This is a genomic window from Sphingobacterium hotanense, assembly GCF_008274825.1.
Taxonomy (GTDB): domain Bacteria; phylum Bacteroidota; class Bacteroidia; order Sphingobacteriales; family Sphingobacteriaceae; genus Sphingobacterium; species Sphingobacterium hotanense.
Map to the genome: position 1 here is coordinate 3,084,303 of NZ_CP030848.1, position 24,570 is coordinate 3,108,872.

Below are 24,570 nucleotides of genomic sequence, written 5' to 3' on the forward strand. Positions count from 1 at the left end.
CCCTTAAATTGGGGCAGCCTTTTTCTTGTTATAAAAAATATTTTTATTATTCCTTTATTAAGGCTCTATCTAAATGCACATATCCGCCGTCGACATGAATCAATTGGCCGGTAGTATGACTAGAGCGATCTGACAACAAAAACACTGCTGTATTAGCGATTTCATCTACCGTAGTCATTCTATTTCCCAACGGAATTTTACTCGTAATCTTTTGTAATGTTTCTTCTGGATTATCCAGCGTCTGAATCCAACTTTCATATTGTGGTGTCATACTCTCGGAAACAATGATTGCATTGACACGAAGACCATAAGGCAACAGTTCCACCGCCCATTCTCTTGTTAAAGCATTACGGCCACCGTTGGCTGCCGCGTAGCCCGAGGTTCCACCCTGCCCTGTCTCGGCAGTCTTCGAGGAAATATTCAAGATGCTGCCTTTGCTTTTTATCAATTCTGGCAGGCAATGATGAGCCATTAGATAATAATGGATCAAGCTGTTATGAAGAGATTGTACAAAACCATCGTAATTACCCTTCAATAACGAAACGCCATCGTTCAGTCCTGCATTATTCACTAGTCCATCGATTCTGCCAAACTGCGAAACAACTTGTTCAACAGCCTGCTTACAGGCTTCCGGATTTGCTAACTCAGCTTCTACAGCGAAGGCCCTTCCACCGCTCGCTTCCACCTCTTGTTTGACAGCTTCATTATCCTTTTGCTTTCTCCCGACGATAACCGGGATTGCCCCTTCCGCAGCAAGCGCCGATACAATACCCTTACCAATACCTTTTGCGCCACCTGTTACTATAACGACCTTATCCTTTAAATGTAAATCCATAGTTTTATGTTATCGAATAGAACTTCACTGCATTATCACCCCAGAAACCCTTCAATTCCGCTTCCGAGAAATCCTGCAGTTTATCCGCTACGATGTTGATACTATCTTCATAAGTTCCTGCTAGCAGGCAAACCGGCCAGTCCGAACCAAACATGACCCTGTCCTTTCCAAAACAAGCAATCACATGCTCAATATACTGTGTGAAATGATCCAGCGTCCAGTGCTTCCAATCCGCTTCTGTCGCCAATCCGGATATCTTACAATGAACATTGCTATATCCCGACAAATCCGCAATGAACTGTGCCCATTCGTCAAACTCTTGCGACTTGATCGGAGGCTTCGCGATATGATCTAACATAAAAGCCTGATCAGGATTTGCGGAAACACATTTCAGTGTACTCGCATAATGCCTTGGGCGAATAAGCAAATCATAAGTGTACTGATGCTTTGTCAAAGCTGCAATTCCTCTTAAGAATTCATCTCTATGCAAGAAATCAGGATCTGATTCCCCTTCTATAATATGGCGAAAACCCTTGATTATGGTATGCTGTTTGAACCTTTCAAGCTGCTCCTCAACGGTATCCGATCGTAAATCGACCCACCCGACAACGGCTTTAATCAGTTTATAAAAACCCGAAAGCTCCACTAGAAATTCCGTTTCCTTGACAGATTGATCAGCTTGTACAGCAACGACACCATCAAACTTATTATCCTTTAAAATCTGCCCAATATCATTCGGTAGAAAGTTCCTTCGAATCGCTTCCATCTCCTCCGTGATCCAGCTATCGCGAACCGGATCATAAAGCCAAAAATGTTGATGAGCATCAATACGCATATCTTCTTCGTTTTATTTAGAAAAAGCAACGACCTCTTGTCGTTGAACACCAAGGTGGTCTGCGCCCAATTCAATAATATCGCCAGGCTGCAAATAAATTGGCGGATTAAATCCTAAGCCGACACCCGCAGGCGTCCCTGTCGAAATCACATCCCCTGGCAGTAAGGTCATGAACTGCGAAACGTAAGAAACCACAAACGGCACATTGAAAATCAGGTTGCTGGTATTTCCATCCTGATACATCTTACCATTCACTTTTAACCAAAGACGAACGGAATTGATATCCGGGATTTCATCAGCTGTAGTCATTACAGGGCCCATTGGCGCGAAGGTATCACATCCTTTTCCTTTGTCCCATGTACCACCACGCTCCAGCTGGAACTCGCGTTCGGAAACATCATTGTGCAATACATAGCCAGCTACATAATCCAATGCTTCATTTTCATCCACATAGGAAGCCTTTTTGCCGATGACAATACCAAACTCCACTTCCCAATCGGTCTTCAGGGAATTCTTAGGAATCATCACCTGATCATTCGGGCCAACCAAAGCCGTAGTAGACTTCATAAAGATAATAGGTTCCGCAGGAATCTTTGCTCCTGTTTCTTCCGCATGATCTTTATAGTTTAAGCCAATACATACAATCTTCGAAGGACGAACAAAAGGAGCGCCCAATCGAGCATCCGCAGGAATCTCAATCAGATTTCCCTCATTCGCTTTCACAAAATCCTCTAAACGAGCAAGCCCATTATCTGCAAAAAACTCCTCATTATAATCACCGCCAAAAGCAGAAACATCATAGTTTCTATCCTCGATTTGAACCCCTATTTTTTCTTTCCCAGATTCTCCGTAACGTATTAATTTCATTTTATTTGTTTTTTTTAGATGTTAGATCTTAGACATTAGATATTAGAGTATGGTGTGTTAGAGTTAGTTCGAGCAAGTAGCTCAACCAAGATATAGAGAGATTCTCTTTTCCCCATATTTAGCGACATCCAGTTCTCATGTCTAATATCTAACATCTTATATCTACTCTAGTTATTCAATTTAATAAATCCTCCATCGATTGGATAATCGTTGCCTGTAATAAAGCCGGCATCATCTGAACAGAGGAACAAAGCTAATTTAGCAATTTCTGCCGGCTTAGCCATCCTGCCGATAGGTTGCGATTTAGAGAGCTTCTCAAACATCTCTTCTTCCTGTCCTGGATAGTTTTTAGCGATAAAGCCATCAACAAATGGCGTATGCACGCGCGCCGGTGAGATGGAGTTCGAACGAATATGATCGTGAAGATAATCTCTAGCGACCGATAGGCTCATGGCATAGATTGCGCCTTTACTCATGGAGTATGCGAATCTGTCTGCAATTCCAACCACCGAAGCAATAGACGCCAGATTCAAGATTGCGCCTCCTCCGTTAGCTTTCATCACTGGAATAACAGCGTATAAAGCGTTATAAGCTCCTTTTACATTGACCTGGTATATACGGTCAAAATCAGCTTCTGAGCAATGCTCCACATTGCCTACATGGGCAATACCAGCATTATTAACTAATATATCGACCTTACCAATCTGCGCAACAGCAGCAAGAACCTCCTGTTGATTGCTAACATTGACGGTATGCAACTCGCAAGCACCTCCAGCTTGTTTAATAACGCTAGCCGTCTCTGCTGCGCCGTCCGGATTCAAATCTAAAATATGAACCTTCGCCCCTTCAGCAGCAAAAAGTTCCGAAATAGCGCGACCAATGCCAGACCCACCTCCTGTGATTATCGCGACTTTACCAGCTAACTTAGCCATATGATATTACTTTATTATTTAAATTCTATTAATGTACAACTATCCATAAAGATATCTACAAGGACACCCCGCGACGCCATGGAATAAAATCATCCTGACCAAGGACAACAGCCTTCGCCATTTTTTCGCCGCTCGCCACATCGATCACATAATCCAAAATACGATGAGCCGCTTCTTGGATCGTTTCTTCCCCGTCGATAATTGTTCCGCAATTGATATCGATGATATCATTCATTTTCTCATAGATCTTCGTGTTCGACGAAACTTTAATAACCGGAGCAATTGGATTACCTGTAGGCGTACCTAATCCCGTTGTAAACAAGACCACATTAGCGCCCGAACCCACTTCAGCAGTGGTACTCTCGACATCATTTCCCGGTGTACAAAGCAGATTCAAACCCGGTTGTGAAGCCGGCTCTGGGTAATCTCGCACCGCAACAACCGGTGAAGTTCCGCCCTTCTTCGCTGCCCCTGCCGATTTGATCGCATCGGTAATTAAGCCATCACGAATATTCCCTGGCGAAGGGTTCATATAAAATCCTGAGCCATCAGCTTCCGCCTTTGCATTATACGTTTTCATCAAGCTCATGAAACGACTCGCCGTCTCCTCATCAACACAACGGTCGCTAAGCTCTTGTTCTACACCGCATAGCTCCGGAAATTCGGATAATATAACCGATCCGCCTAAGCTGACCAACATATCCGAAACGTAGCCTAAAGCAGGATTCGCCGAAATGCCCGAAAAACCATCCGATCCACCACATTCTAAGCCGATGCATAATTTATCTAATCCCGCCGGTTGACGGCTATGTGCATTCGCTAAACTCAATCCCGCAAAGGTCGCTTTGATCGCCTTTTGCATCAACTCCTGCTCCGTCCCTTCAAACTGCTGCTCGAAAATATAAAGCGGCTTATCAAACTGAGGGTCGCGTTTCTGAATCTCCTCCTTCAAAATAGAGGCTTGCGCATGCTGACAACCCAAGCTTAAAACAGTCGCACCAGCTACATTGGGATGGGTGATATAACCTGCTAACAGACCACAAAGTGCATCCGAATCTAATCTCGTTCCGCCACAGCCCATCTCATGGTTGAGAAACTTAATTCCATCCACATTCTCAAACAAACGACTCTTCGATTTATTGGCTTTCGCTGCACTTAAATCAACATCCAGCAATTCATCAACCGAAGCTCCCGCTTGGAATTTAGCAATCATCACATCCACCTCATCAGCATAGTCCTTTGACTCTACCTGATAGCCCAATTTTTCTTCTAGGGCATTCTTGAGGGTCATGACATTGCGGCTTTCGCAAAATACCAAAGGAATGACCAACCAATGGTTTGCTGTGCCCACCTTGCCATTGCTACGATGAAAACCTAGAAAGGTTTTATCTTTGTACATAGAAACATCAGGCTTAGACCAACCTAGATTGCGTTTTCCCAATCTAAAATCGTCGGATGCATGACGCAGATTATTAACATTGATTAAAGATCCCTTTGTTAAATCGTAATTCACCTTGCCCACCAAGACACCGTACATATACACTTCATCATCCTTGTGCATATCAGAAATGGTAAATTTGTGTTTCGCCGCTACTGCTTCGATCAGAGGAAATTGTTTATCCTCAAAATCAACCTCATAGCCTGCCGGCAAGTCGCGCAATGCCACCAACACATTATCTTTTGGATGTATCTGCAAATACGCCAATTTCTTTTTTTCCATTTCTTTTATAATTCAAATATTTGATCCATAATAACCCACTTCTCGCCTGGTTTCGCGCCGGGAATAGCTTGTTGATATTTCCACATCAACCCTTCCCACACTTGAACCGCAGGGTTCGCTGCATCCATAGCATCCTTGCGTGCAAAATCAAAGGTCTCATCAACCTCCATAATCATAAACAAGCGGTTCCCAAAGCGATAGATGTCCATCACTGTAATTCCTGCATCAGTAATCGATTTTTTAATCTCATCCGACACTGTTTTATGATGCTGTTCGTATTCAGCGATCATCTGCGGATCATCAACAAGATCCAATGCAAGAGCATATCGTTTAAACATATTATTAAATATTAATGTGCAGCAGCGGTGCTAACGGCTGCTGATTTATTTTTATAAGCAAATAGCGCAACCACTAAAAAACATATAACGACTACAAAATAGCCATATTGCATATTTCCGGTGGCATCCGAAACATAGCCTAACACCGGTGGCAATAAGGCGCCTCCCACGATAGACATGATAATCAAACTGGAAGCCGATTTTGTATCCGATCCAATGCCCGTTACTCCAATAGCAAATATGGTTGGAAACATGATCGACATAAAGAAAGCGATAGCAATCATAGCATACAGCGTCAATACTCCAGAAGCGAATATCGCTACACAAGTAAGCAATGTCGCAATGATGGCATAGATAAATAATAATTTAGAAGGCGCAATAGAACGCATTAAGAAGGTACCTATAAATCGTCCCAACATAAAAACCAAACCTGCCACGCCAGCATAATATTTCGCATCCTGTGCAGAAATGCCGGATACTTCGACCGCAAATACGATCAAGAAACTTAAAATACAAACTTGAGCTCCCACATAGAAAAACTGCGCTAAAACTGCCCAGGAGACATTCTTATGGCGAAAAGCTTTTACAAAACTGGACTTCTCCTCGTCCGCTTCTTTCGCCTCCGGAAGCTTGATCAGCATAAAAATAATGGCTGCAGCCAAAATTATACAACCCAGAATAACGTAAGGCCCTTTCACGACTGCCGTCTCCGCCTGAATATAGCTCAGCCGTTCCGCATCGCTCAATGCTGCCACTTGTTCCGCACTTAGGGGATCCTCAGCAAGTATAAACTGTCCGCCAACAATGGGCGCTACAAAAGCAGCGAGTCCATTAAAAGACTGCGCAAAATTGAGTCGCTGGGTAGCCGTATTCGGGTCGCCCAACACCGTCATATAGGGATTTGCTGCCGTCTCCAATATGGTAATTCCACAGGCGACAATGAACAATGCCGATAGAAAGAACATATAGCTCATCGTATTGGCAGCAGGAACAAACAGAAAACAGCCGATTGCGAATAATAACAGTCCAATCAAGATTCCAACCTTATATCCGTACTTCTTCATGATGATTCCTGCAGGAATACCCATCACCAAATAGGCAATAAACACAGCAGAGTCGACTAAGGATGCCTGCAAATGATTAAGGCTAAAAGCACTCCGTAAATGGGCGATCAAAATAGGATCTAGATTATGAATAAACCCCCAAAAGAAAAATAAAGAGGTGATTAGGATGATCGCAACGGTATTATTTGTCTTACTCATATGCCGGTTTATATTGGAAAACCCTAATTACGGTATTTATTCTAAACAATGGATAAATCATTTTACCAAATATATAAACGATTTTATCTCGGATACACTTGCAAATATGATTTTCATTGAATAAATTAGTTAATTATGATTATTAAACATTTTGCTTTACCAAAAGAACCTAATCAGAGCTTCCAAATTCGACGCGATTATACACCTAAGCACCAACTGATTTGGCACTATCATGAAGAATTAGAGCTTATCCATGTCATAAAAGGCGTGGGGACTTTATTTATAGGCGATTGTATAAAATCTTTCCAAGCCGGAGATTCTGTACTGATTGGATCGCAGATTCCACATTATTGGATGTTCGAAAATAACGCTTCCGATACCGAACAAACAGCAGCTATTGATTGCATCGTTTTACATTTCAATAAAGACATCGGAATCCCCAACATCCTCCACGCACCAGAATTGGGCGGAATAAAGCAATTGATCAATCATAGCAATCGCGGTCTATATGTTTCCAATAAAAACCCCAACCGCATTCCTTTCCTCATCGAGAAAACATTAAACAGCTCCGGTCTCAGCAAACTGACCTCCATGCTTGAGCTATTAGATCATTTCGCTCAGCAGAATACCGAAAACTTAACCAGCGAAAATTACTCCATCCTCAACATCTCCGACGACCAAGGTAGGATGAACAGCCTCATGGAACACATCCGCGACCATTACAAACAGCGCATCAAACTCGAAGAACTAGCCTCCATTGCCGGCCTGACCGAAAATTCATTCTGCCGATACTTCAAACAAAAAACCGGAAAAACACCCGTACAATTTATCACCGAGCTCCGAATCAGTCACGCCTGCACTCAGCTCCGAAACTCGAACCTCAGCCTCAAAGAAATCTGCTACGATAGCGGCTTCAATAACTTCGTCAGCTTCCACAAGAATTTTAAAAACATTACGAAAGTAACTCCGACGCAGTATCGTACTAGTAGTTAGTATTTCCTCTATAAATACTAATCGAACAAGCCTTTAAAGATCATCTAAAGGCTTGTTTCTATTTGATTAGGCATAGTCTTGCTTTACCAGGCATTTGCCTAGTCCGCTTTTAAATAATAATAATTTCCTCTACGAGCTTTTAGCTCACACGCAATTTCTTGCCAGAAAGTTCCTTATTATGCCAGTTTAGAAATCGGGGTATAGTCCACCATAAATACTAGGGCCTTGGTACTTTCCTTTAAAAGGCCTGCTAGATTGCTTGGGCAAAATAGGGTTCCTTTTTGGCTAATATGTTCCAAATTATCACCAACAGCTTTCTAGCATTTGCTATAAGCGCTTTGTTGTGGTGCATTCTTTTTCTGAATCGTTGATATCGCGCCATAAAAGCGCTTCCCTTTGTTCTGGATGCTCCCCAAGCACATTGTACGAGCATCAAGCGAAGATATTTATTTCCGTGTAGGGTCTTTCTTCCTTTAATCTTACCCGCACTTTGGTCGTTCCGCGGTCTAAGACCGGTCCAACCTACTAAGGCTGTTGCCGATGTAAAGAATTTCATGTCCGTCCCTATTTCAGAAATGATACAGGCAGCTGCGTGCTCTTTCACTCCAGGTATGGTCACCAATAGTTCCATTTGAAGATTGAAATGCTGATAGCATAGCTTCAGTAACTCTTTCTTGCAGAATTCGAGCTGATCATGGTGGAAATTGATATCCTCCACGATCATCCTCAATATCTCGATGTCTACTGAAGTGAATGTTCCTGTAAGCGAAGCTCGGATCGTTTCCGCGCCGCTTTTCCTAACAATCCGAGCATGGACCAAGCTCAATAAATAATCCGGGTTCAAATGATTCTTAGCGATAGCCTGAACAACTTTCTTCATGGACTTGCAGCCGATATCAGAGACGTAATTACTCAAACGGATGTTGCATCTTTGAAGCATCTCATCCATTTCCTGTTCACTGCGACGCAATTGTTTGTTGAGCTTGGTAATCTTACGGTTGTAAAGCCGCAATTGTTGGATGATGCTAGGAGGAACAAAGCTCCCTTTAATCAGATCCTTCATCAATACCGTAGCGATCCACTCGGCATCCTTGACATCGGACTTCCTTCCAGGAACCTGCTTGATGAACAGTGGATTGACCAATTTAACATCAAAATCCGATTCTAGAATATTCCATAACGGGTACCAATAGATACTGGTGCTCTCCATGGCAACAAGTCCGACACCATGATCAACAAGCGTGTCACGAAGCCGTTCAAGGTCAGGGGTTAAAGTCTTAAAAACCTCTTCATACTTTTCGTTGTTTTCACTTAGAATGCACATAAAAACACTATCTTTATGTACATCAAGACCACAAAATTTTTCCATAATTATGTTCTATAATTAATACTATAATGGAAACAAAGTTGTGGTCTTCTTGATTTTTATTCCACGCAGTTATAATTCTACAAATTCATATATCAGTTTAGATTTTAGACAATAGACATTAGATATTAGAGTATTGGGCATACTAGCGGATTGTATTTTGCGATATGAAGTAGTGACATCGCAGCCTCTCGATGTCGTGATTTTTATTTGAACCAGGAAAGGAAGGATAAAAGGATGACTATGATTAGAAAGAAAAATAGGGGTAAAAATAGCGCACTGCTAAGATCCTGATTATCCTAAAATCCTTCCTTTCCTGGTTCAAAGACAACTTTTCCCTCTTAAATAGTCACATATCAATAACCAAAAAATCCCCTTGTTCTTTCAAACAAGGGGATTTTTTTACCCCATACGTTGTCTAACATCTAATGTCTATTGTCTAATATCTAAATCTAGCCCCTACTATTATAATTAGGTGCTTCTTTAGTAATCTGAATATTGTGTGGGTGCGATTCACGAAGTCCTGCTCCGGTGATTCTTACGAATCTTGCACCTTGTAATTGCTCGATTGTTGCCGCTCCACAGTAACCCATAGATGCGCGCAATCCGCCGATGTATTGATAAACTACTTCAGCTAATGTTCCTTTATATGGTACACGACCAACAATTCCTTCTGGAACTAGTTTCTTGATATCGTCTTCCACATCTTGGAAGTAACGGTCTTTCGATCCTTTTTCCATCGCTTCGATCGATCCCATTCCGCGGTAAGATTTGAATTTTCTTCCTTCTAATAAGATGGTCTCACCTGGTGCTTCTTCTACTCCTGCAAATAAAGAACCCGCCATGATCGTATCAGCACCCGCTGCGATTGCTTTCGCGATATCGCCTGTTTGCTTAATACCACCGTCAGCAATCAAAGGAACCCCAGTACCTTTTAATGCTTTGGCAACTTCATAAACAGCGTATAATTGAGGAACACCAACACCCGCGATAATACGAGTTGTACAGATAGAACCCGGACCGATACCTACTTTAACAGCATCTGCTCCGGCGTCTGCCAACATCTTCGCAGCGTCGCCAGTCGCAATGTTACCAACGATAACCTGCAGTTCAGGGTATTTCGCTTTTACTTCTTTTAATTTGTTGATTACGCCTAATGAATGTCCGTGTGCAGTATCAATTGTGATAACATCAACACCTGCTTTTACTAAAGCATCAACACGCTCAACTGTATCATGCGTAACACCAACTGCCGCACCAACTAATAAACGACCGTGCTCATCTTTTGCTGCATTCGGGTAATGCTTATATTTCTGAATGTCTTTGAAAGTGATCAATCCTTTCAATACACCGTTCGAATCAACAACAGGAAGCTTTTCGATTTTATGGTTTTGTAAAATCTCTTCAGCTTTGATTAAGTCTGTACCTTCAGGCGCAACAACTAAGTTTGTTTTAGTCATCAGTTCGCTGATTGGTCTAGCCATATCTTTTTGGAAACGAAGATCTCTGTTCGTTACGATACCAACCAATCTATTCTCTTGATTGATTACTGGGATACCACCAATTTTATGTTCGCTCATAATTTGGAAAGCATCACCTACTGTAGCGTTCTCTAATAAGGTAACGGGATCCTGAATCATTCCGCTTTCCGAACGCTTCACTTTGCGAACCTCAGCAGCTTGCTCTGCGATCGACATGTTCTTATGTAACATACCAATTCCTCCTGCTTGCGCGATTGCAATAGCAAGGTCGGCACCAGTTACAGTGTCCATCGCAGCAGACACTAAAGGAATATTTAATTTTATTTTTTTAGTCAGGAAGGTACTTGTATCAACGTCACGAGGTAGAATCTCTGAGTAAGCAGGGATCAATAACACGTCGTCGTAAGTAAGGCCTTCGGATACGAATTTTTGTGGATCTAATTGCATAGCAAATATTATGGGGGTTATCTATTTGCAGGGCAAAATTACGAAAAGTTATTGAATTTTAAAACAAAGTTTCACTAATTACATAAAATCGACAATCGACTTATTCATGCTTTCCGTTAACAAATCTCAAAAAAACCTTTACCATAATTTAACTTTGGCAAGCTAATTGCATTGATGATGAAAATATAAAGTTTATTTAACATTTAATTTATGAAAAAGACCTTACTATCTTTAGCAGCTGCAGCAGCTTTAGCTTTTGGTGCAAATGAAGCACAAGCTCAGACTCCTTATAAAACCGCAATCGGTTTAGGTATTGACTTAGGTGATGGCCCATCTCTATTCGGTCCACAAATTAAACATTCATTCGGTGGTGCAAATGCTGGTCAAGCACAAGTATTATTCGGAGATCACTTCACAGTAATTGGTGTTGACTATTCTTACAACAGACCATTTGGTGGTACTAACGGTTTAGGTTGGTATGTAGGTGTAGGTCCTCAAATCGCTTTCGCGAACGATGATTCTGCATTCGCTATCCGTCCTGCTGCTGGTTTAGAGTACAAAATCCCTTCTGCTCCCCTAGCTTTACACTTCGACTGGAAACCTTGGTGGAACCTTTCTGACAACTCAAACTTCGAAGCTGGTCGTTTCAGCTTAGGATTTAAATTTACTTTAAGATAATCTTTGAAGTAAAGAAGATAATAAAAAGGCGATTTCGATGAAATCGCCTTTTTTTTGTTTAATGCATTTAATTGTTTGCAAATATTGTTTTGAACCAGGAAAGGAAGGATGCGAGGATGATCAGAATGTGCGTTGTCTTCGAGCCAAGAAAGGAAGGAAAATTTGTCTTTGAACCAGGAAAGGAAGGATGCAAGGATGAACAGGATCATGTTGAAGGAAAAATGGGGTTCGTTTCTGAACCTTTGGTTCAAAACAAATCCTTCCTTTCAAAACAAACCGCTAAATAATTGACGAACAAATCGACAGCCATAGGTCTAAATACTAAGTACTAAATACTAAATACTATTCAAAACCCTTACTAACCCAATACATAACCCAATCAGAACCGCTCGAAACGGGTTCTGATATGGGTAAAAAATGGTTGTGATAAACTTCTAAAAAGTAAATAATCAAAAGCAGCTTCTAAGCAACGAAAAAGCAGCAAACAAGCGGTGCCGCAAGTAACAATTCAATGACCCAAAAGACGCTTGTCTCTACCCTTCCAAATACCCCCTCGTACAAAGGCTTTTGCATAACAAATTTTTCGATATTAAGTTTGCTAATTTGTTTCGTTTCTCTAATTTTTTTATACCTTTGCGAATCTTGGTAAAATATTATTAAGCTTAAAAAACAGAACTAAATCATAACTTATTACGAATAGACAATGCAGAGTAAAGGGCTGATTCAATTTTTGGTGGTAGTGGTTACCTTGGCGTGCCTCTACTCCTTATCATTTACTTTTGTAACACGAAAAGTAGAGAAAGACGCGGCGGCATATGCTCAAGGAGACATGGCAAAAGAGAAAGCCTACCTTGATTCCATGGCTGGTGAAGAGGTGTATAACCTAGGAATTGCAAAATTCACTTATCGGGAAGCAAAAGCGAATGAACTCGCTCTTGGTTTGGACTTAAAAGGCGGTATGAACGTTACAATGGAAATCGCATTGAACGAGCTGATCGCTAACTTAGCTAACAACCCGAAAGATCCTAACTTCAACAAGGCTTTAGAAACTGCCGTAACGAAAGCGAAAACAACGAACACATCGTTGATCGACTTATTCATCAACGAGTACAAAGCAACAGGTGCAGGAACGCCAATCGCTAGCTTCTTCGCAACAAAAGATAACTCATCAGTTATCAAAGCAAGCAGCTCAGAAGGCGAATTGAAAAGCTTCCTAAACGCTGAAGCTGACAATGCGATCCAAAACTCATACAAAGTACTTCGTACGCGTATCGATAAATTCGGTGTTGCATCGCCTAACATCCAAATTCAGCAAGGTACAAACCGTATCTTAATCGAACTTCCAGGTGTAAGCGATCAAGAACGCGTTCGTAAATTATTACAAGGTTCTGCAAAATTAGAATTCTACGAAACTTACAATAACCTACAGATCTATCCTTTATTGGAGAACATCAATGGTACATTGGCTACCTCTTTAAAAGGCGAAAAACCAGCTACTGCTGCTGATACTACGGTTAAAGCTGCTGCTGATACAACAGCTAAAGAGGAAAACTTATTAGCAAACTTAAACGCTAATAAAGCAGATTCAGCGAAGGACACGACAAATGCAGTTGCTAACGCGACAGCATTAGCGAACAACCCGTTGTTCGCAATTTTATCTCCATCTTTCTACCAAGCGCCTAACGGTCAAACGCAATTGATCCCAGGGTCTACTGTGGGTTATGCAAACTTGAAAGATACAGCGAAAGTAAACCAATACTTAGCTCGTCCGGAGATCAAATCGATCATACCTGCAGATTTAAAATTATTATGGGCTGTTAAGCCAGAAACGAATACGCCAAACATCCTTGCATTGCACGCGATCAAAACTACAGGTGCTGATCACAAAGCGGTAATGACTGGTGATGTAATTACTGATGCGCGTCCAGGTTCTGATCCTCAAACGAACAAACCTATCGTATCTATGGATATGAATGCTGACGGTGCACGTCAGTGGAGACGTGTAACTGCTCAAGCAGCGCAAAACAAAGACGCTATCGCTATTGTATTGGATAACGTTGTTTATTCTGCACCGACAGTAAACGACGAGATTCCAGGCGGTAGTTCTACTATCTCAGGAAACTTTACTTTTGAAGATACAAAAGACTTATCTAACGTATTGAAAGCAGGTCGCCTACCGACTACGGCTAAGATCGTAGAAGAGGCAGTTGTAGGTCCTTCATTAGGTCAAGTTGCTATCGATTCAGGTGTTAACTCTTCAGTAATCGGTATCATCGTAGTAATGATGTTTATGATCGCTTACTACAACCGTGCAGGTATTGCTGCTAACATCGCGGTATTGTTCAACGTATTTTTCTTAATGGGTGTTTTAGCATCCTTAAATGCGGTATTGACTTTACCGGGTATTGCGGGTATCGTATTGACGATGGGTACAGCGGTGGATGCCAACGTACTGATCTATGAACGTATGCGTGAGGAATTAAGCTTGGGTAAATCAATGCGCCAAGTGGTATCCGACGGCTACAAGCATGCATTACCTTCGATCTTAGACTCTCAGATCACGACGTTCTTAGTGGGTGTGATCTTATTCTTTACAGGATCAGGACCTATCCAAGGTTTCGCAACTACGTTAATGATCGGTATTATCACTTCATTGTTCACAGCGATCTTCATCACTCGTTTGATTTTCGAATACATGTTGAGCAAAGAAATGAAAATCACAGTTTCATTCCCATGGTCTAACCATACAATGAAGAATGCAAACTACAAGTTCATCGAGAAGAGAAAATTATTCTATGGAATCTCTTTGGTTGCTGTTGTAATTTGTTTTGCAGCTATCTTAACCAAAGGATTCTCTTACGGAGTTGACTTCCAAGGTGGCCGTACGTATACGGTTAAATTTGACCAACCGGTAGCGGCAGAGGCTGTTCGTGAGAGCTTAGACAACGTATTCGGAACAACGACTGAGGTTAAGACTTTCGGTAGTGAGAACCAACTACGTGTAACTACGTCTTACCATATTCAAGAAACTAGTGACGAGGCTGATCAAGAAGTATTAGGTAAACTAAACGAAGGATTAAGCAAAGTTCAAGGAAAATATGAGATTCTTTCTCAACAAAAAGTAGGTCCTACAATCGCTTCTGATATCCGCGATCGTGCAATCTATGCAGCGGTATTATCAATCATCGTAATTGCGGCTTATATTTTGATCCGTTTCCGCAGATGGCAATATTCTGCTGGTGCGGCAATTGCAACTATTCACGATGCGATTATCTTGTTAGGTTTATTCTCTATCCTTGATGGTCTAGTGCCTTTCTCATTGGATATCGACCAGCACTTCGTAGCGGCTATCCTGACGGTATTGGGTTACTCGGTGAACGATACGGTAGTTGTATTTGACCGTCTACGTGAGTACTTAGGCAAACCAAATGCACACCATGAGAAAATGGATACAACAATCAATAAAGCGATCAACTCTACATTAAGCCGTACAGTGATTACGTCTTTAACGGTAATCTTCGTATTAGCGGTATTGTTCGTATTCGGTGGTGAGGTTATCCGTGGTTTCTCATTCGCTATCTTAATTGGTATCGTTGTAGCAACTTACTCTTCAATCTTCTTAGCAGCTCCTGCAATCTACGACTTGAGCGCTGGAAAACACCTTGCTGATTCAGCAAAACCAGAAGAAAAGAAACAAGCAAAGGTTATAGCATAACCTAGTTTAGGTATAAAAAAACAGCCCCGAAGCGTTCGCTTCGGGGCTGTTTTTTTTAGTACTTAGTATTTAGTCGTTAGTATAAAGACCTTTAGCGACCAAAATTCCTCCCCATTTGTATGGCATACCAAATATCCTGTCAATCCTTGCATCCTTCCTTTCCTGGTTCAAAGACAAAGTTTCCTTTCTTTCTTGGTTGAATGACAACGCACATCCTGTCAATCCTTGCATCCTTCCTTTCCTGGTTCAAAAACAAATTTCCTTTCTTTCTTGGTTGAAAGACAACGCACATCCTGTCAATCCTTGCATCCTTCCTTTCCTGGTTCAAAGACAATACACCCATTCTCTGCATTCCTTTTCTGGTTCAAAGACTATACAAATGCCCACGCTATTCCTATCTATCCTTCCTTCCTCCCGTTCCACTTGATTGTCACGCATGGGTCAGGATAAGGTCTAAATACTAACTACTAAATACTAAATACTCCCTAATACCTAACAAGCCCTACTTTTTTATTAGTTTTACACTTTACAAAATCAGATATGAAAACAAAGTTCTTAATTCCTATCCTTGCGATCTCGCTAAGCACAGTTGCTTGTAATAATAATACTTCCTCGAATGCGGAACAAACGACGGATGAACATGCCGGACATGATCATAGCGCTGCGGGTCACGAAGGTCACAACCATGCGCAAACAACTACGCCTAATCAAGCTCCTCCAATTGAAGTTCCTGCTGTTAAGGCTCCTGTAGTTAGTATTCCTGATTTCAACTTCTATAAAGTTAAATCGGGCATCGCGTTTAGCAAGGCGGATATCCCTGCTGGTAAGAACACCGTGTTTGTATTATTTGATCCTTCATGTGGACATTGTCAACATGAAACAAGCGCTTTAGCAAAGAACTACGAGAAGATCAAGAATATCAATGTATACTATGTTTCGATGAATGACCCTGCTTTGATGGCTAGCTTCTTCACGTCTTTCGGAAAGGAGTTGGAGGGCAAGCCAAACGTGGAGATGTTATACGATAGAAATCAGGATTTCATTCAGAAGTTCCATGTTCCTAGCAAATTCCCTGCGAATTATGTATATGGTGCTGACGGAGCACTAAAGACATACTGGGAAGGCGAAAAGTCAATTGAAGACGTTATTGCAGCATTTACAAAATAATGAAAATTGCCATTAATGGATTTGGCCGTATTGGCCGCCATACTTTACGGAATTTATTAAATCGTAAACTTTCCGATATCGAAGTGGTTGCGATTAATGATTTAGCAGATACGAAGACATTGGCGCATCTGTTTAAATACGATTCTGTTCATGGTCCCTTGTATCGTGAGGTTAAACACGATGACCAGCATTTGTATGTTGATGGAAAGACTATCCATGTTTATAATGCGAAATCACCGGAAGACCTACCATGGGCTGAATTAGGAATAGACGTCGTTGTAGAATCTACAGGTCATTTCGTAAAAAAAGAATTAGCTGAGAAGCATATTCAGGCTGGCGCGAAGCAGGTTATTATATCTGCACCTTCACCAGATAAAGAAGTGCCGACGGTAGTATTAGGTATCAATGATCAAGATTTCGATTGGTCTACGCCTGTATTCTCGAATGCCTCATGTACTACAAACAACGTAGCACCCCTGATTAAGATTCTGGATGATAACTGGCAGATTCAAGATGGATACATCACGACCGTGCACTCGATGACCGGCGATCAAAATCTTCATGATGCCCCGCATCGTGACCTTCGTCGCTCAAGAGCTGCTTCAGCATCCATTATCCCAACCACTACTGGTGCTGCTAAGGCGATCACCAATGTATTTAAGCATTTGGAAGGTAAGTTAGGTGGCGCAGGTATCCGTGTACCGGTATTAAACGGTTCCTTAACCGACTTTACCTGCACCTTAGCCAAAGAAACCACTGTTGAAGAGATCAATCAGAAGTTTAAAGAAGCAGCGGATAATGGGCTCAAAAATGTATTGTATTATACGGAAGATCCTATCGTCTCCGTAGATATCATAAACAATCCATACTCCTGTGTATTTGATTCGCAATTGACAAGTATTGTAGGTGGATTGGTGAAGGTTGTCGGTTGGTATGACAATGAGTTTGGATACTCCAACAGATTGGTTGATTTATTAGAAATGGTAGCTAAGAAATGATACGGTTCATCTCTTTACAAGATACATTAGCTTTGCGCAGTCTAGTACTGCGCAATGGCTTACCTGAGCAAGAATGTATTAACCCGCAAGATCTCCTTCCGGAGACCTTCCATTTGGGATATTTCAACGAAGAAAACGAGATAGTTTGCGTCTTAACCTGTCAGAAAGAAAATCATCCTAAGCTGCCTCATGAAGCTTATCGATTACGCGGAATGGCAACACATCCGGATGCCCGTCGCAAAGGCTACGCAAAAGAATTGCTACTTGCGGCTATCGATCATCTAAAAGAGCAGCTGCATATCCCCTACTTTTGGTTTAATGCACGTGAGATCGCATATCCATTCTATGAAAGTGTAGGATTCGAATACATGTCAGATGAGTTCGATATACCGGGTATCGGCCCGCATAAAGAGATGTTTAAGCTTCTCTAAGCGACTGTTACATCTCGCCTACAACACCAATGCCGAATAAAGCAAAGTCGTATTTTACGGGATCTAAAGGATCTAATTCTCGAAGGTTTTCAGTAAGTTCAACGGCCGTCTTCCAATTGACCCTGTCACTTTGAATTAAGTTAAACTTGCGAGCCACACGCTCCACATGTACATCACATGGACATATCAGATCGCTAGGACGCAATCTGTTCCATATCCCGAAGTCTACCCCTGCATTATCCTTTCGTACCATCCATCGCAAGAACATATTTAACCGCTTACAGCTCGACTTTTGCAAAGGAGAACTGATATGTTTTCTAGTGCGCGTAGGATAGTCAGGTAAGGAAAAGAAATAAGAGCGGAAACTATTTAGGGCTTGTTCCACGCGGTTGACCCCCGCAACAAAAGGCTCCTGCAAAAAAGCATCTTCTAGCGAAGAATACCGCTGATAATGCTGTTTAAAAAAGGAAACAAAATATAGTAGATCAGTATCATTAAAGGTACGATGCTTAAAGCCCAACAGCTGCTTTAGATCCTCATCCTGATGATTGATGATAAAATCAAAAGGTGCATTATCCATGCGTTCACCGAGTTCAACACACTTATTGATAATTGTCTTCCGTTGTCCCCACGCCAAGATACTGGCAAAGAATCCCATTATTTCAATATCCTGTTTTAAGGTAAAGCGATGGGGAATACTAATTGGGTCGGCTGGAATAAAATCAGGCGTATTAAACGCTTCAACCTTTTTATCCAAGAATTCTTTTAAAGATAAATCCATAATGACAAAATACAAAAAAAGCAACCGAAGTTGCTTTTTATATTATTTGTTAATCTCTTTCCAGATTAAATCTTTCAACTGTTGAATATTCTTACCAGTTACTGAAGATATAAAGACATGCGGAATGCCTTTCGGAACTTGCAATTCCATTTCCTCCTCCAGTTCCTCATCTAGCATATCCGACTTCGTGATAGCTAGCAATTTCGGTTTGTCTAATAACTCAGGATTATATGCTGTAAGTTCGTTCAATAGGATGTCATATTCTTCCTCTATTGTTCTATCTGTGTCGGCTGGCACCATGAACAGTAGAACAGAGTTACGTTCGATGTGACGTAGGAAACGATGTCCTAAGCCCTTACCTTCCGATGCTCCCTCAATGATTCCTGGGATATCAGCCATTACGAACGACTTATTATCACGATAACTAACGATGCCTAGGTTAGGAACAAGTGTAGTAAAAGGATAGTCGGCAATCTCAGGCTTCGCAGCAGAAACAACAGACAGTAAAGTAGATTTACCCGCATTTGGAAATCCTACTAAACCTACATCTGCTAACACTTTCAGCTCAAGGATTACCCATTCTTCTTTACCCGGCATACCAGGCTGTGCAAAACGAGGAGTTTGTTGTGTTGATGATTTAAAGTGCCAGTTACCAAGGCCTCCGCGACCACCCGCGGTTAAGATCTTCGTCTCGCCATCTTCCGTAATCTCGAACAAGACCTCACCAGTTTCTGCATTTTTAGCGACAGTTCCTAGAGGAACTTCTAAGATCTCATCCTTACCAGTTGCTCCAGAACGAAGCGCACTTCCACCGGGCTCACCGCTTTCGGCAATAATATGTTTGCGGAATTTTAAATGTAAAAGCGTCCAGTGTTGCGTGGACCCTTTTAAAATAATATGACCACCACGGCCACCGTCGCCCCCATCAGGCCCACCTTTTGCCGTAAATTTATCACGGTGTAAGTGAGCTGATCCTGCACCTCCATGTCCAGAGCGGCAGCAAACCTTAACATAATCAACGAAATTTGACCCCTGCGCCATTAATCCTCCTAATACTATTAATAACGATCGATAACCGTTGTTAGGTTGTTGAAGATTTCTTCAATATCCCCGATGCCATTTACTTTAGTCAATTTTCCTTGACCCTCGTAATAAGGCAATACATGGATTGTCTTTCCGAAATATTCTTCGATACGCTTTTTCAATTTATCAGCTGCATCATCTGCACGTCCAGAGATTTCTTGACGCTTAGCAATACGCTGTGTAAGTTCTGTTTCATCAACATCCAATGCTACTACCCCAGAAATTGAAGTATTATTAGACTCTAAGAAAGCATCCAGAGCTTCAGCCTGCGCTACAGTACGTGGGAAACCATCGAAAATAAAGCCTTTTGCTTCTGGGTTTTGCTTGATTTCCTCTTCTAACATCGCAATGGTGATAGAGTCTGGAACCAAATTACCATCGGCGATGATTTGGCTTACTTGTTTTCCTAAATCTGTTTGATTTTTGATATGTCCACGAAAGATATCACCTGTAGAGATATGGTGTAGTCCATATTTTTCGATCAATTTAGCAGATTGAGTGCCTTTTCCTGCTCCTGGAGGTCCGAATAATACAAGGTTTAGCATAGTTTGTCGTTATTTTTATTTTTCAAGATAAAAAATAAAAGCCTAATTCCTCTTAAGAATTAGGCTTTCTTTCAGTGCGCTCAAAGGGAGTCGAACCCCTAACCTCCTGATCCGTAGTCAGGTGCTCTATCCAATTAAGCTATGAGCGCGGCAACCATTACTTCACGACTTATTGCCTTTTCTGTTTTGGTGATGCAAATATACGGAAATAATCTGCTGAGCAAAACTTTTTTTAACATTTCTAGCTAACTCCGTTGTATTGAGCAAAATAAAATCATAGTAGTTAGTAGTGAGTATTAAGTATTAAGACCCTGAAGTGCCGTTTACAGATTAAAAGCAGGCCGAATTGAAGGAAAGGAGGATTATTTGAATCAGGGACGAAAGAATGCATGGGAGGCTATGATGGTCTAAGATCTAAACTCTCATATCTAAAATCTACCGATTTGAGGTCTAAATACTAAATACTAACTACTAAATACTAAAAAGGAAATTGTGCGCTCAAAGGGAGTCGAACCCCTAACCTCCTGATCCGTAGTCAGGTGCTCTATCCAATTAAGCTATGAGCGCTTTTTGAGGGTGGATATCCCCTTGTGGTGGGGCAAATATCGGTACTTTTTTAAATTTTCCAAATCCTTTTTTTCTTTTTCATTCATTTCAAAACTATATTTACGTCATATTGTTGATTTTAATATATTTACAATTATGGCTGAACGTATCATTAAGAGCAATAAAATTAGAATAGGCGATCTTAGTATTGCTTATCATATCAAGAAAGCGACAGAAACACCGGAAAAAACTATCATCTTCCTCCATGGTTTTCCATTCAATAAAAACATGTGGCGCGACCAACTGGAAAGCTTAGAAGACAATGTCACGGGTATTGCAGTAGATATTCGCGGTCATGGCAATAGCACGAAAGGCCATGGTTTCTTTTCCATTGATGTTTTTGCGAAAGACTTGGGTGTCCTAATGCGCAAGCTTGAGATTGAAGACGCTATCCTTTGTGGAATTTCCATGGGCGGCTACATTGCACTTCGTGCTTATCAGCTATTCCCGGAGAAGATTTCCGGATTGATTCTTTGTGATACCCATAGTAAGGCAGATGACAATGCAGGGAAGCAGAAGCGCTTCGATGCAGTACAGGCGGTATTGCAACATGGACGTCGCCCCTACGCTATCGGGTTTGTAGGCAATGTCTTTTCAGCGCGCTCGGTTGAAGACAAGCCTGAGGCAGTTGAACTGATCAAAAGCAGCATCCGCAGAAATAGTATCTCATCCATCTGTGCGACTTTGCTCGCCCTCGCTGCTAGGACAGATACAACGGATGTGTTAAGCGAAATAAAAGTGCCCACACTGATTATCCGGGGGAAAGAAGATAAGATTACTCCGGCGGAATTAATGGAGGAATTACATAAAAAAATTAAAGGATCGACGTATATAGAGTTTGAACATTGCGGACACCTTCCAAACCTGGAGGATACCGAAAAGTTCAACTTGCACATGAACACCTTTATTCAGGAAAAGGTATAATTAACGAGTACGTCGTTAAATGTATAGAACTGATGGGAACCCTTTCGCGAAAGGGCTCTACTTTTATGGGGTAATCAAGTTCAGTATTTATATTTTGAAAACATAAAGGCGGTTAATAAGTCGAACTGCAGATGACCATTTATACAAGGACTCCAATCAAAGCGAGCTTACAATTAAAAGCCACTCTCTCGCAACAGCCTACTTTTCTTCCATCACGACTTTCTTTCTGTATGCCGCATCAGGCACAACTTTATTTGTAAGCATTTTGCCGTGCTCTATCAACTGCGTTGCTTTATCGTAATCCCATAAACCCGCAATATTATGAGGAATATTTATCACATAGTCTGGTTTGTAAAGCTCTACCGAAAGTGCCGCCAGCTTCCGCCTCATCACAAAATAAGCTTCCTGCAACATCCCAATTGAGTTTACCGGTTTATCAAATGCTACCGGTCCGTAGCGCGGGTTGGGTTTTCCATCTAGGTTTACAGCCACCACGATATTTCTGCGCTTACGCTTCACAAAGTTGATCGGCAAAGGATTCACCACTCCCCCATCTACCAAGCTGATATCATCAGAAAGAACACTCGTAAAGACTGCAGGAATGGCGATAGAGGCACGGATCGCTTTATAGACTGACCCTCTCTCAAACACCACCTCCCTCTCATTCTTAATATCCGTCGCGATTGCGCGGAAAGGAATATCCATATCCTCAATATTCTTATCCGGAAAGATATCCTTTAAGGATTCGAATACCCGTTCACCTTTTAAAAGACCGAACTTCGGGTTTGTAAAATCCAACAACTTAAAGATCATCGAACGGTTGATAGACAACATCCAATCTTCCAACTGTTGCAGCCGTCCCTCCACATAAGCCGCCCCAATTAAGGCACCAATGGAACAACCAACAACCTCATCGATTTCGTAACCCTTCTCTTCTAAACTTCGAATGACCCCGATCTGTACCAGCCCTCTGGCCCCCCCACTTCCCAACACCAAGGAGACTTTACGCTTACTTTTAAGAATGTTCATAGCTAAAGTTAAATCTAATTTTCCTGATTGTAAAATGTCATCTTTTTGTCGTTTTCAATTATACATTCTCACATTTTAATTAGCATTGTTACTTTTGCTAACACTGTTAACAAAATAAAGAAAAATGGGCTTATCCGAAAGAAAGCTAAGGCACCAACAAGAGGTGAAAAACCAGATCATCGCATCCTCAAGAGAGATTGTGAATATGGAAGGTTGGGCTGCGCTATCTATCCGCAAGATTGCCGACGCCATCGAATATTCGGTGCCCGTTGTTTACAAACATTTTGAAAGCAAGGAAGCCATTACTGCCTTTTTCGTAGCAGAGGGATTTGCAGCATTGAAAAAAGAAATGGAAGCATGTGTTGTACCGACCGATCCTATTGAAAAAAGAGTGCAACAGTTAGCCGAAGGCTATTGGCTCTTCGCTTCAAAAAATCCGAAGGATTATGAGTTAATGTTTGGGGTGGGTTTACCTACTTGTGAAATGCATCAGCAAGTACCTGCAATTGCTGAGTTAGCGAATTACCTTCGCCAATTTATCGACGAGCTTATTGAGAGCAGTGGCAAGAAAGACTTGAACACTTGTGTAAAATATCGCAGCTTCTGGTCTATCCTGCACGGCGTGGTAGCTATTGAGTTACTGACAATAAATAGATGGGACTCCGTATGCCCATCCGAAGTATTAGCAGACAGTATTCAAGCATTCACGCAATCCATACAAAAGAATTAATATACAGCTTATCATAATTATAATTTTAAAAACCAATGAGTTTAATACAAGACTTACAATGGAGATATGCCACCAAGAAAATGAACGGTCAGGCAGTAGAACAAGCAAAAGTTGATCAGATTATCGAAGCAGCGCGCTTAGCGCCAACTTCTTCAGGTCTACATCCATTTAAAATCATCGAAGTAAGTAACCCAGAATTAAAAGCTAAAATTCAGCCTATCGCATTCGGACAGTCACAAATCGTTGATGCTTCGCATCTTTTGATCTTCGCTGCATACGATGAATACACGAAAGAACGCGTAGATGCACCTTTCCTACAACAACAAGTAGAGCGTGGTTTACCTGAAGGCTTTGCGGACGATTATAAAAACGGATTATTTGCTCGCTTCCAAACACAAACAAAAGACGCCCATTTTGATCATGCAGCGCGCCAAGCTTACATCGGCTTCGGAATCGCGATTGCTGCGGCAGCAGAATTACGTGTAGACGCAACACCAATGGAAGGCTTTATCAACGAACAATTGGACGAGCTTTTAGGATTAGATAAACTAGGACTGAAATCTGTTACGATTTTAGCATTAGGATACCGTGACGAAAAGAACGACTGGTTGGTTAATCTTAAAAAAGTAAGGGTTAACAAAGAAGAGTTTGTGATCAACTTAAACTAATCCATAAAAGGAAACTAGTAGATTAAAATACAAAAACACATTGCAAAGCAGCTGTCTGAAAAGGCAGCTGCTTTTATTTTTTCAAAGATTTTTCGTCTTCATAGTACGCTAAGAACTTTCATCCTTATCGGAATTACCT

Annotated in this window: 22 protein-coding genes and 2 tRNA genes; 9 read left to right on the forward strand and 15 right to left on the reverse strand. The window is 41.4% G+C overall.

Annotated elements, in window-relative coordinates:
• Positions 1 to 46: 46 nt before the first annotated feature.
• The 7 genes from DSM08_RS13005 to fucP all read right to left on the reverse strand — a co-directional run bounded on the left by DSM08_RS13005 (position 47) and on the right by fucP (position 6,789).
• Positions 47 to 835, reverse strand: coding sequence for an L-fucose dehydrogenase (locus tag DSM08_RS13005; protein ID WP_149526569.1), 789 nt, complete (start codon positions 833 to 835; stop codon positions 47 to 49).
• Between the two features lie 4 nt (positions 836 to 839).
• Complete coding sequence (locus tag DSM08_RS13010; protein WP_149526570.1) at positions 840 to 1,670, reverse strand: amidohydrolase family protein; 831 nt, start codon at positions 1,668 to 1,670, stop codon at positions 840 to 842.
• 12 nt (positions 1,671 to 1,682) lie between these two features.
• Entirely contained in the window at positions 1,683 to 2,537 is an 855-nt protein-coding gene (locus tag DSM08_RS13015; protein WP_149526571.1) for a fumarylacetoacetate hydrolase family protein, read from the reverse strand.
• Positions 2,538 to 2,704: 167 nt separating this feature from the next.
• Positions 2,705 to 3,469, reverse strand: a complete 765-nt coding sequence (locus DSM08_RS13020) for an SDR family NAD(P)-dependent oxidoreductase (protein WP_149526572.1) — start codon at positions 3,467 to 3,469, stop codon at positions 2,705 to 2,707.
• A gap of 55 nt (positions 3,470 to 3,524) precedes the next feature.
• On the reverse strand, positions 3,525 to 5,189 hold the full coding sequence (locus tag DSM08_RS13025; RefSeq protein WP_149526573.1) for a UxaA family hydrolase: 1,665 nt from the start codon (positions 5,187 to 5,189) through the stop codon (positions 3,525 to 3,527).
• A 5-nt stretch (positions 5,190 to 5,194) separates the two neighbouring features.
• Positions 5,195 to 5,527, reverse strand: a complete 333-nt coding sequence (locus tag DSM08_RS13030; protein WP_149526574.1) for an L-rhamnose mutarotase — start codon at positions 5,525 to 5,527, stop codon at positions 5,195 to 5,197.
• Between the two features lie 11 nt (positions 5,528 to 5,538).
• The gene (fucP, locus tag DSM08_RS13035) at positions 5,539 to 6,789 is read right to left on the reverse strand and encodes an L-fucose:H+ symporter permease (protein ID WP_149526575.1); all 1,251 of its coding nucleotides are present in this window, start codon (positions 6,787 to 6,789) and stop codon (positions 5,539 to 5,541) included.
• A 135-nt stretch (positions 6,790 to 6,924) separates the two neighbouring features.
• Here fucP and DSM08_RS13040 point away from each other — a divergent pair, with 135 nt between their 5' ends.
• A complete protein-coding gene (locus tag DSM08_RS13040) occupies positions 6,925 to 7,782 on the forward strand; it encodes an AraC family transcriptional regulator (protein WP_149526576.1) in 858 nt (285 codons plus the stop codon).
• Positions 7,783 to 8,032: 250 nt separating this feature from the next.
• On the opposite strand, the gene DSM08_RS13045 is transcribed toward DSM08_RS13040, so the two are convergent.
• Positions 8,033 to 9,151, reverse strand: coding sequence for an IS110 family RNA-guided transposase (locus tag DSM08_RS13045; RefSeq protein WP_149526577.1), 1,119 nt, complete (start codon positions 9,149 to 9,151; stop codon positions 8,033 to 8,035).
• A 449-nt stretch (positions 9,152 to 9,600) separates the two neighbouring features.
• A complete protein-coding gene (gene guaB, locus DSM08_RS13050; RefSeq protein ID WP_149526578.1) occupies positions 9,601 to 11,076 on the reverse strand; it encodes an IMP dehydrogenase in 1,476 nt (491 codons plus the stop codon).
• Positions 11,077 to 11,286: 210 nt separating this feature from the next.
• On the opposite strand from guaB, the gene DSM08_RS13055 reads away from it, so the two are divergent.
• From DSM08_RS13055 to DSM08_RS13075, 5 genes are all read left to right on the forward strand, one after another.
• The gene (locus DSM08_RS13055) at positions 11,287 to 11,754 is read left to right on the forward strand and encodes a hypothetical protein (RefSeq protein WP_149526579.1); all 468 of its coding nucleotides are present in this window, start codon (positions 11,287 to 11,289) and stop codon (positions 11,752 to 11,754) included.
• A gap of 703 nt (positions 11,755 to 12,457) precedes the next feature.
• Positions 12,458 to 15,469, forward strand: coding sequence for a protein translocase subunit SecDF (gene secDF, locus DSM08_RS13060; protein ID WP_149526580.1), 3,012 nt, complete (start codon positions 12,458 to 12,460; stop codon positions 15,467 to 15,469).
• Positions 15,470 to 16,009: 540 nt separating this feature from the next.
• Complete coding sequence (locus DSM08_RS13065) at positions 16,010 to 16,636, forward strand: peroxiredoxin family protein (protein ID WP_149526581.1); 627 nt, start codon at positions 16,010 to 16,012, stop codon at positions 16,634 to 16,636.
• Positions 16,636 to 17,634, forward strand: a complete 999-nt coding sequence (gene gap, locus DSM08_RS13070) for a type I glyceraldehyde-3-phosphate dehydrogenase (RefSeq protein ID WP_187773861.1) — start codon at positions 16,636 to 16,638, stop codon at positions 17,632 to 17,634. Before DSM08_RS13065 ends, gap begins: the two co-directional genes overlap by 1 nt.
• The gene (locus DSM08_RS13075; protein ID WP_149526583.1) at positions 17,631 to 18,065 is read left to right on the forward strand and encodes a GNAT family N-acetyltransferase; all 435 of its coding nucleotides are present in this window, start codon (positions 17,631 to 17,633) and stop codon (positions 18,063 to 18,065) included. Before gap ends, DSM08_RS13075 begins: the two co-directional genes overlap by 4 nt.
• A 7-nt stretch (positions 18,066 to 18,072) precedes the next feature.
• Here DSM08_RS13075 and DSM08_RS13080 read toward each other — a convergent pair whose 3' ends face one another.
• The 5 genes from DSM08_RS13080 to DSM08_RS13100 form a co-directional block, all read right to left on the reverse strand.
• Positions 18,073 to 18,846: a TIGR02757 family protein gene (locus DSM08_RS13080; protein ID WP_149526584.1), complete on the reverse strand. Its 774-nt coding sequence runs from the start codon at positions 18,844 to 18,846 to the stop codon at positions 18,073 to 18,075.
• Positions 18,847 to 18,888: 42 nt separating this feature from the next.
• A complete protein-coding gene (gene obgE, locus DSM08_RS13085; RefSeq protein ID WP_149526585.1) occupies positions 18,889 to 19,887 on the reverse strand; it encodes a GTPase ObgE in 999 nt (332 codons plus the stop codon).
• A gap of 17 nt (positions 19,888 to 19,904) precedes the next feature.
• A complete protein-coding gene (locus DSM08_RS13090) occupies positions 19,905 to 20,474 on the reverse strand; it encodes an adenylate kinase (RefSeq protein WP_149526586.1) in 570 nt (189 codons plus the stop codon).
• A gap of 75 nt (positions 20,475 to 20,549) precedes the next feature.
• Positions 20,550 to 20,623, reverse strand: a tRNA-Arg gene (locus DSM08_RS13095).
• Between the two features lie 344 nt (positions 20,624 to 20,967).
• A tRNA-Arg gene (locus DSM08_RS13100) sits at positions 20,968 to 21,041 on the reverse strand.
• A gap of 135 nt (positions 21,042 to 21,176) precedes the next feature.
• On the opposite strand from DSM08_RS13100, the gene DSM08_RS13105 reads away from it, so the two are divergent.
• Entirely contained in the window at positions 21,177 to 22,004 is an 828-nt protein-coding gene (locus tag DSM08_RS13105) for an alpha/beta fold hydrolase (RefSeq protein WP_149526587.1), read from the forward strand.
• Positions 22,005 to 22,202: 198 nt separating this feature from the next.
• Here DSM08_RS13105 and DSM08_RS13110 read toward each other — a convergent pair whose 3' ends face one another.
• Positions 22,203 to 23,033: a patatin-like phospholipase family protein gene (locus DSM08_RS13110; RefSeq protein WP_149526588.1), complete on the reverse strand. Its 831-nt coding sequence runs from the start codon at positions 23,031 to 23,033 to the stop codon at positions 22,203 to 22,205.
• Between the two features lie 124 nt (positions 23,034 to 23,157).
• On the opposite strand from DSM08_RS13110, the gene DSM08_RS13115 reads away from it, so the two are divergent.
• Both DSM08_RS13115 and DSM08_RS13120 read left to right on the forward strand, forming a co-directional pair.
• A complete protein-coding gene (locus DSM08_RS13115; RefSeq protein ID WP_149526589.1) occupies positions 23,158 to 23,763 on the forward strand; it encodes a TetR/AcrR family transcriptional regulator in 606 nt (201 codons plus the stop codon).
• 35 nt (positions 23,764 to 23,798) lie between these two features.
• Complete coding sequence (locus DSM08_RS13120) at positions 23,799 to 24,431, forward strand: nitroreductase family protein (RefSeq protein ID WP_149526590.1); 633 nt, start codon at positions 23,799 to 23,801, stop codon at positions 24,429 to 24,431.
• Positions 24,432 to 24,570 lie beyond the last annotated feature (139 nt).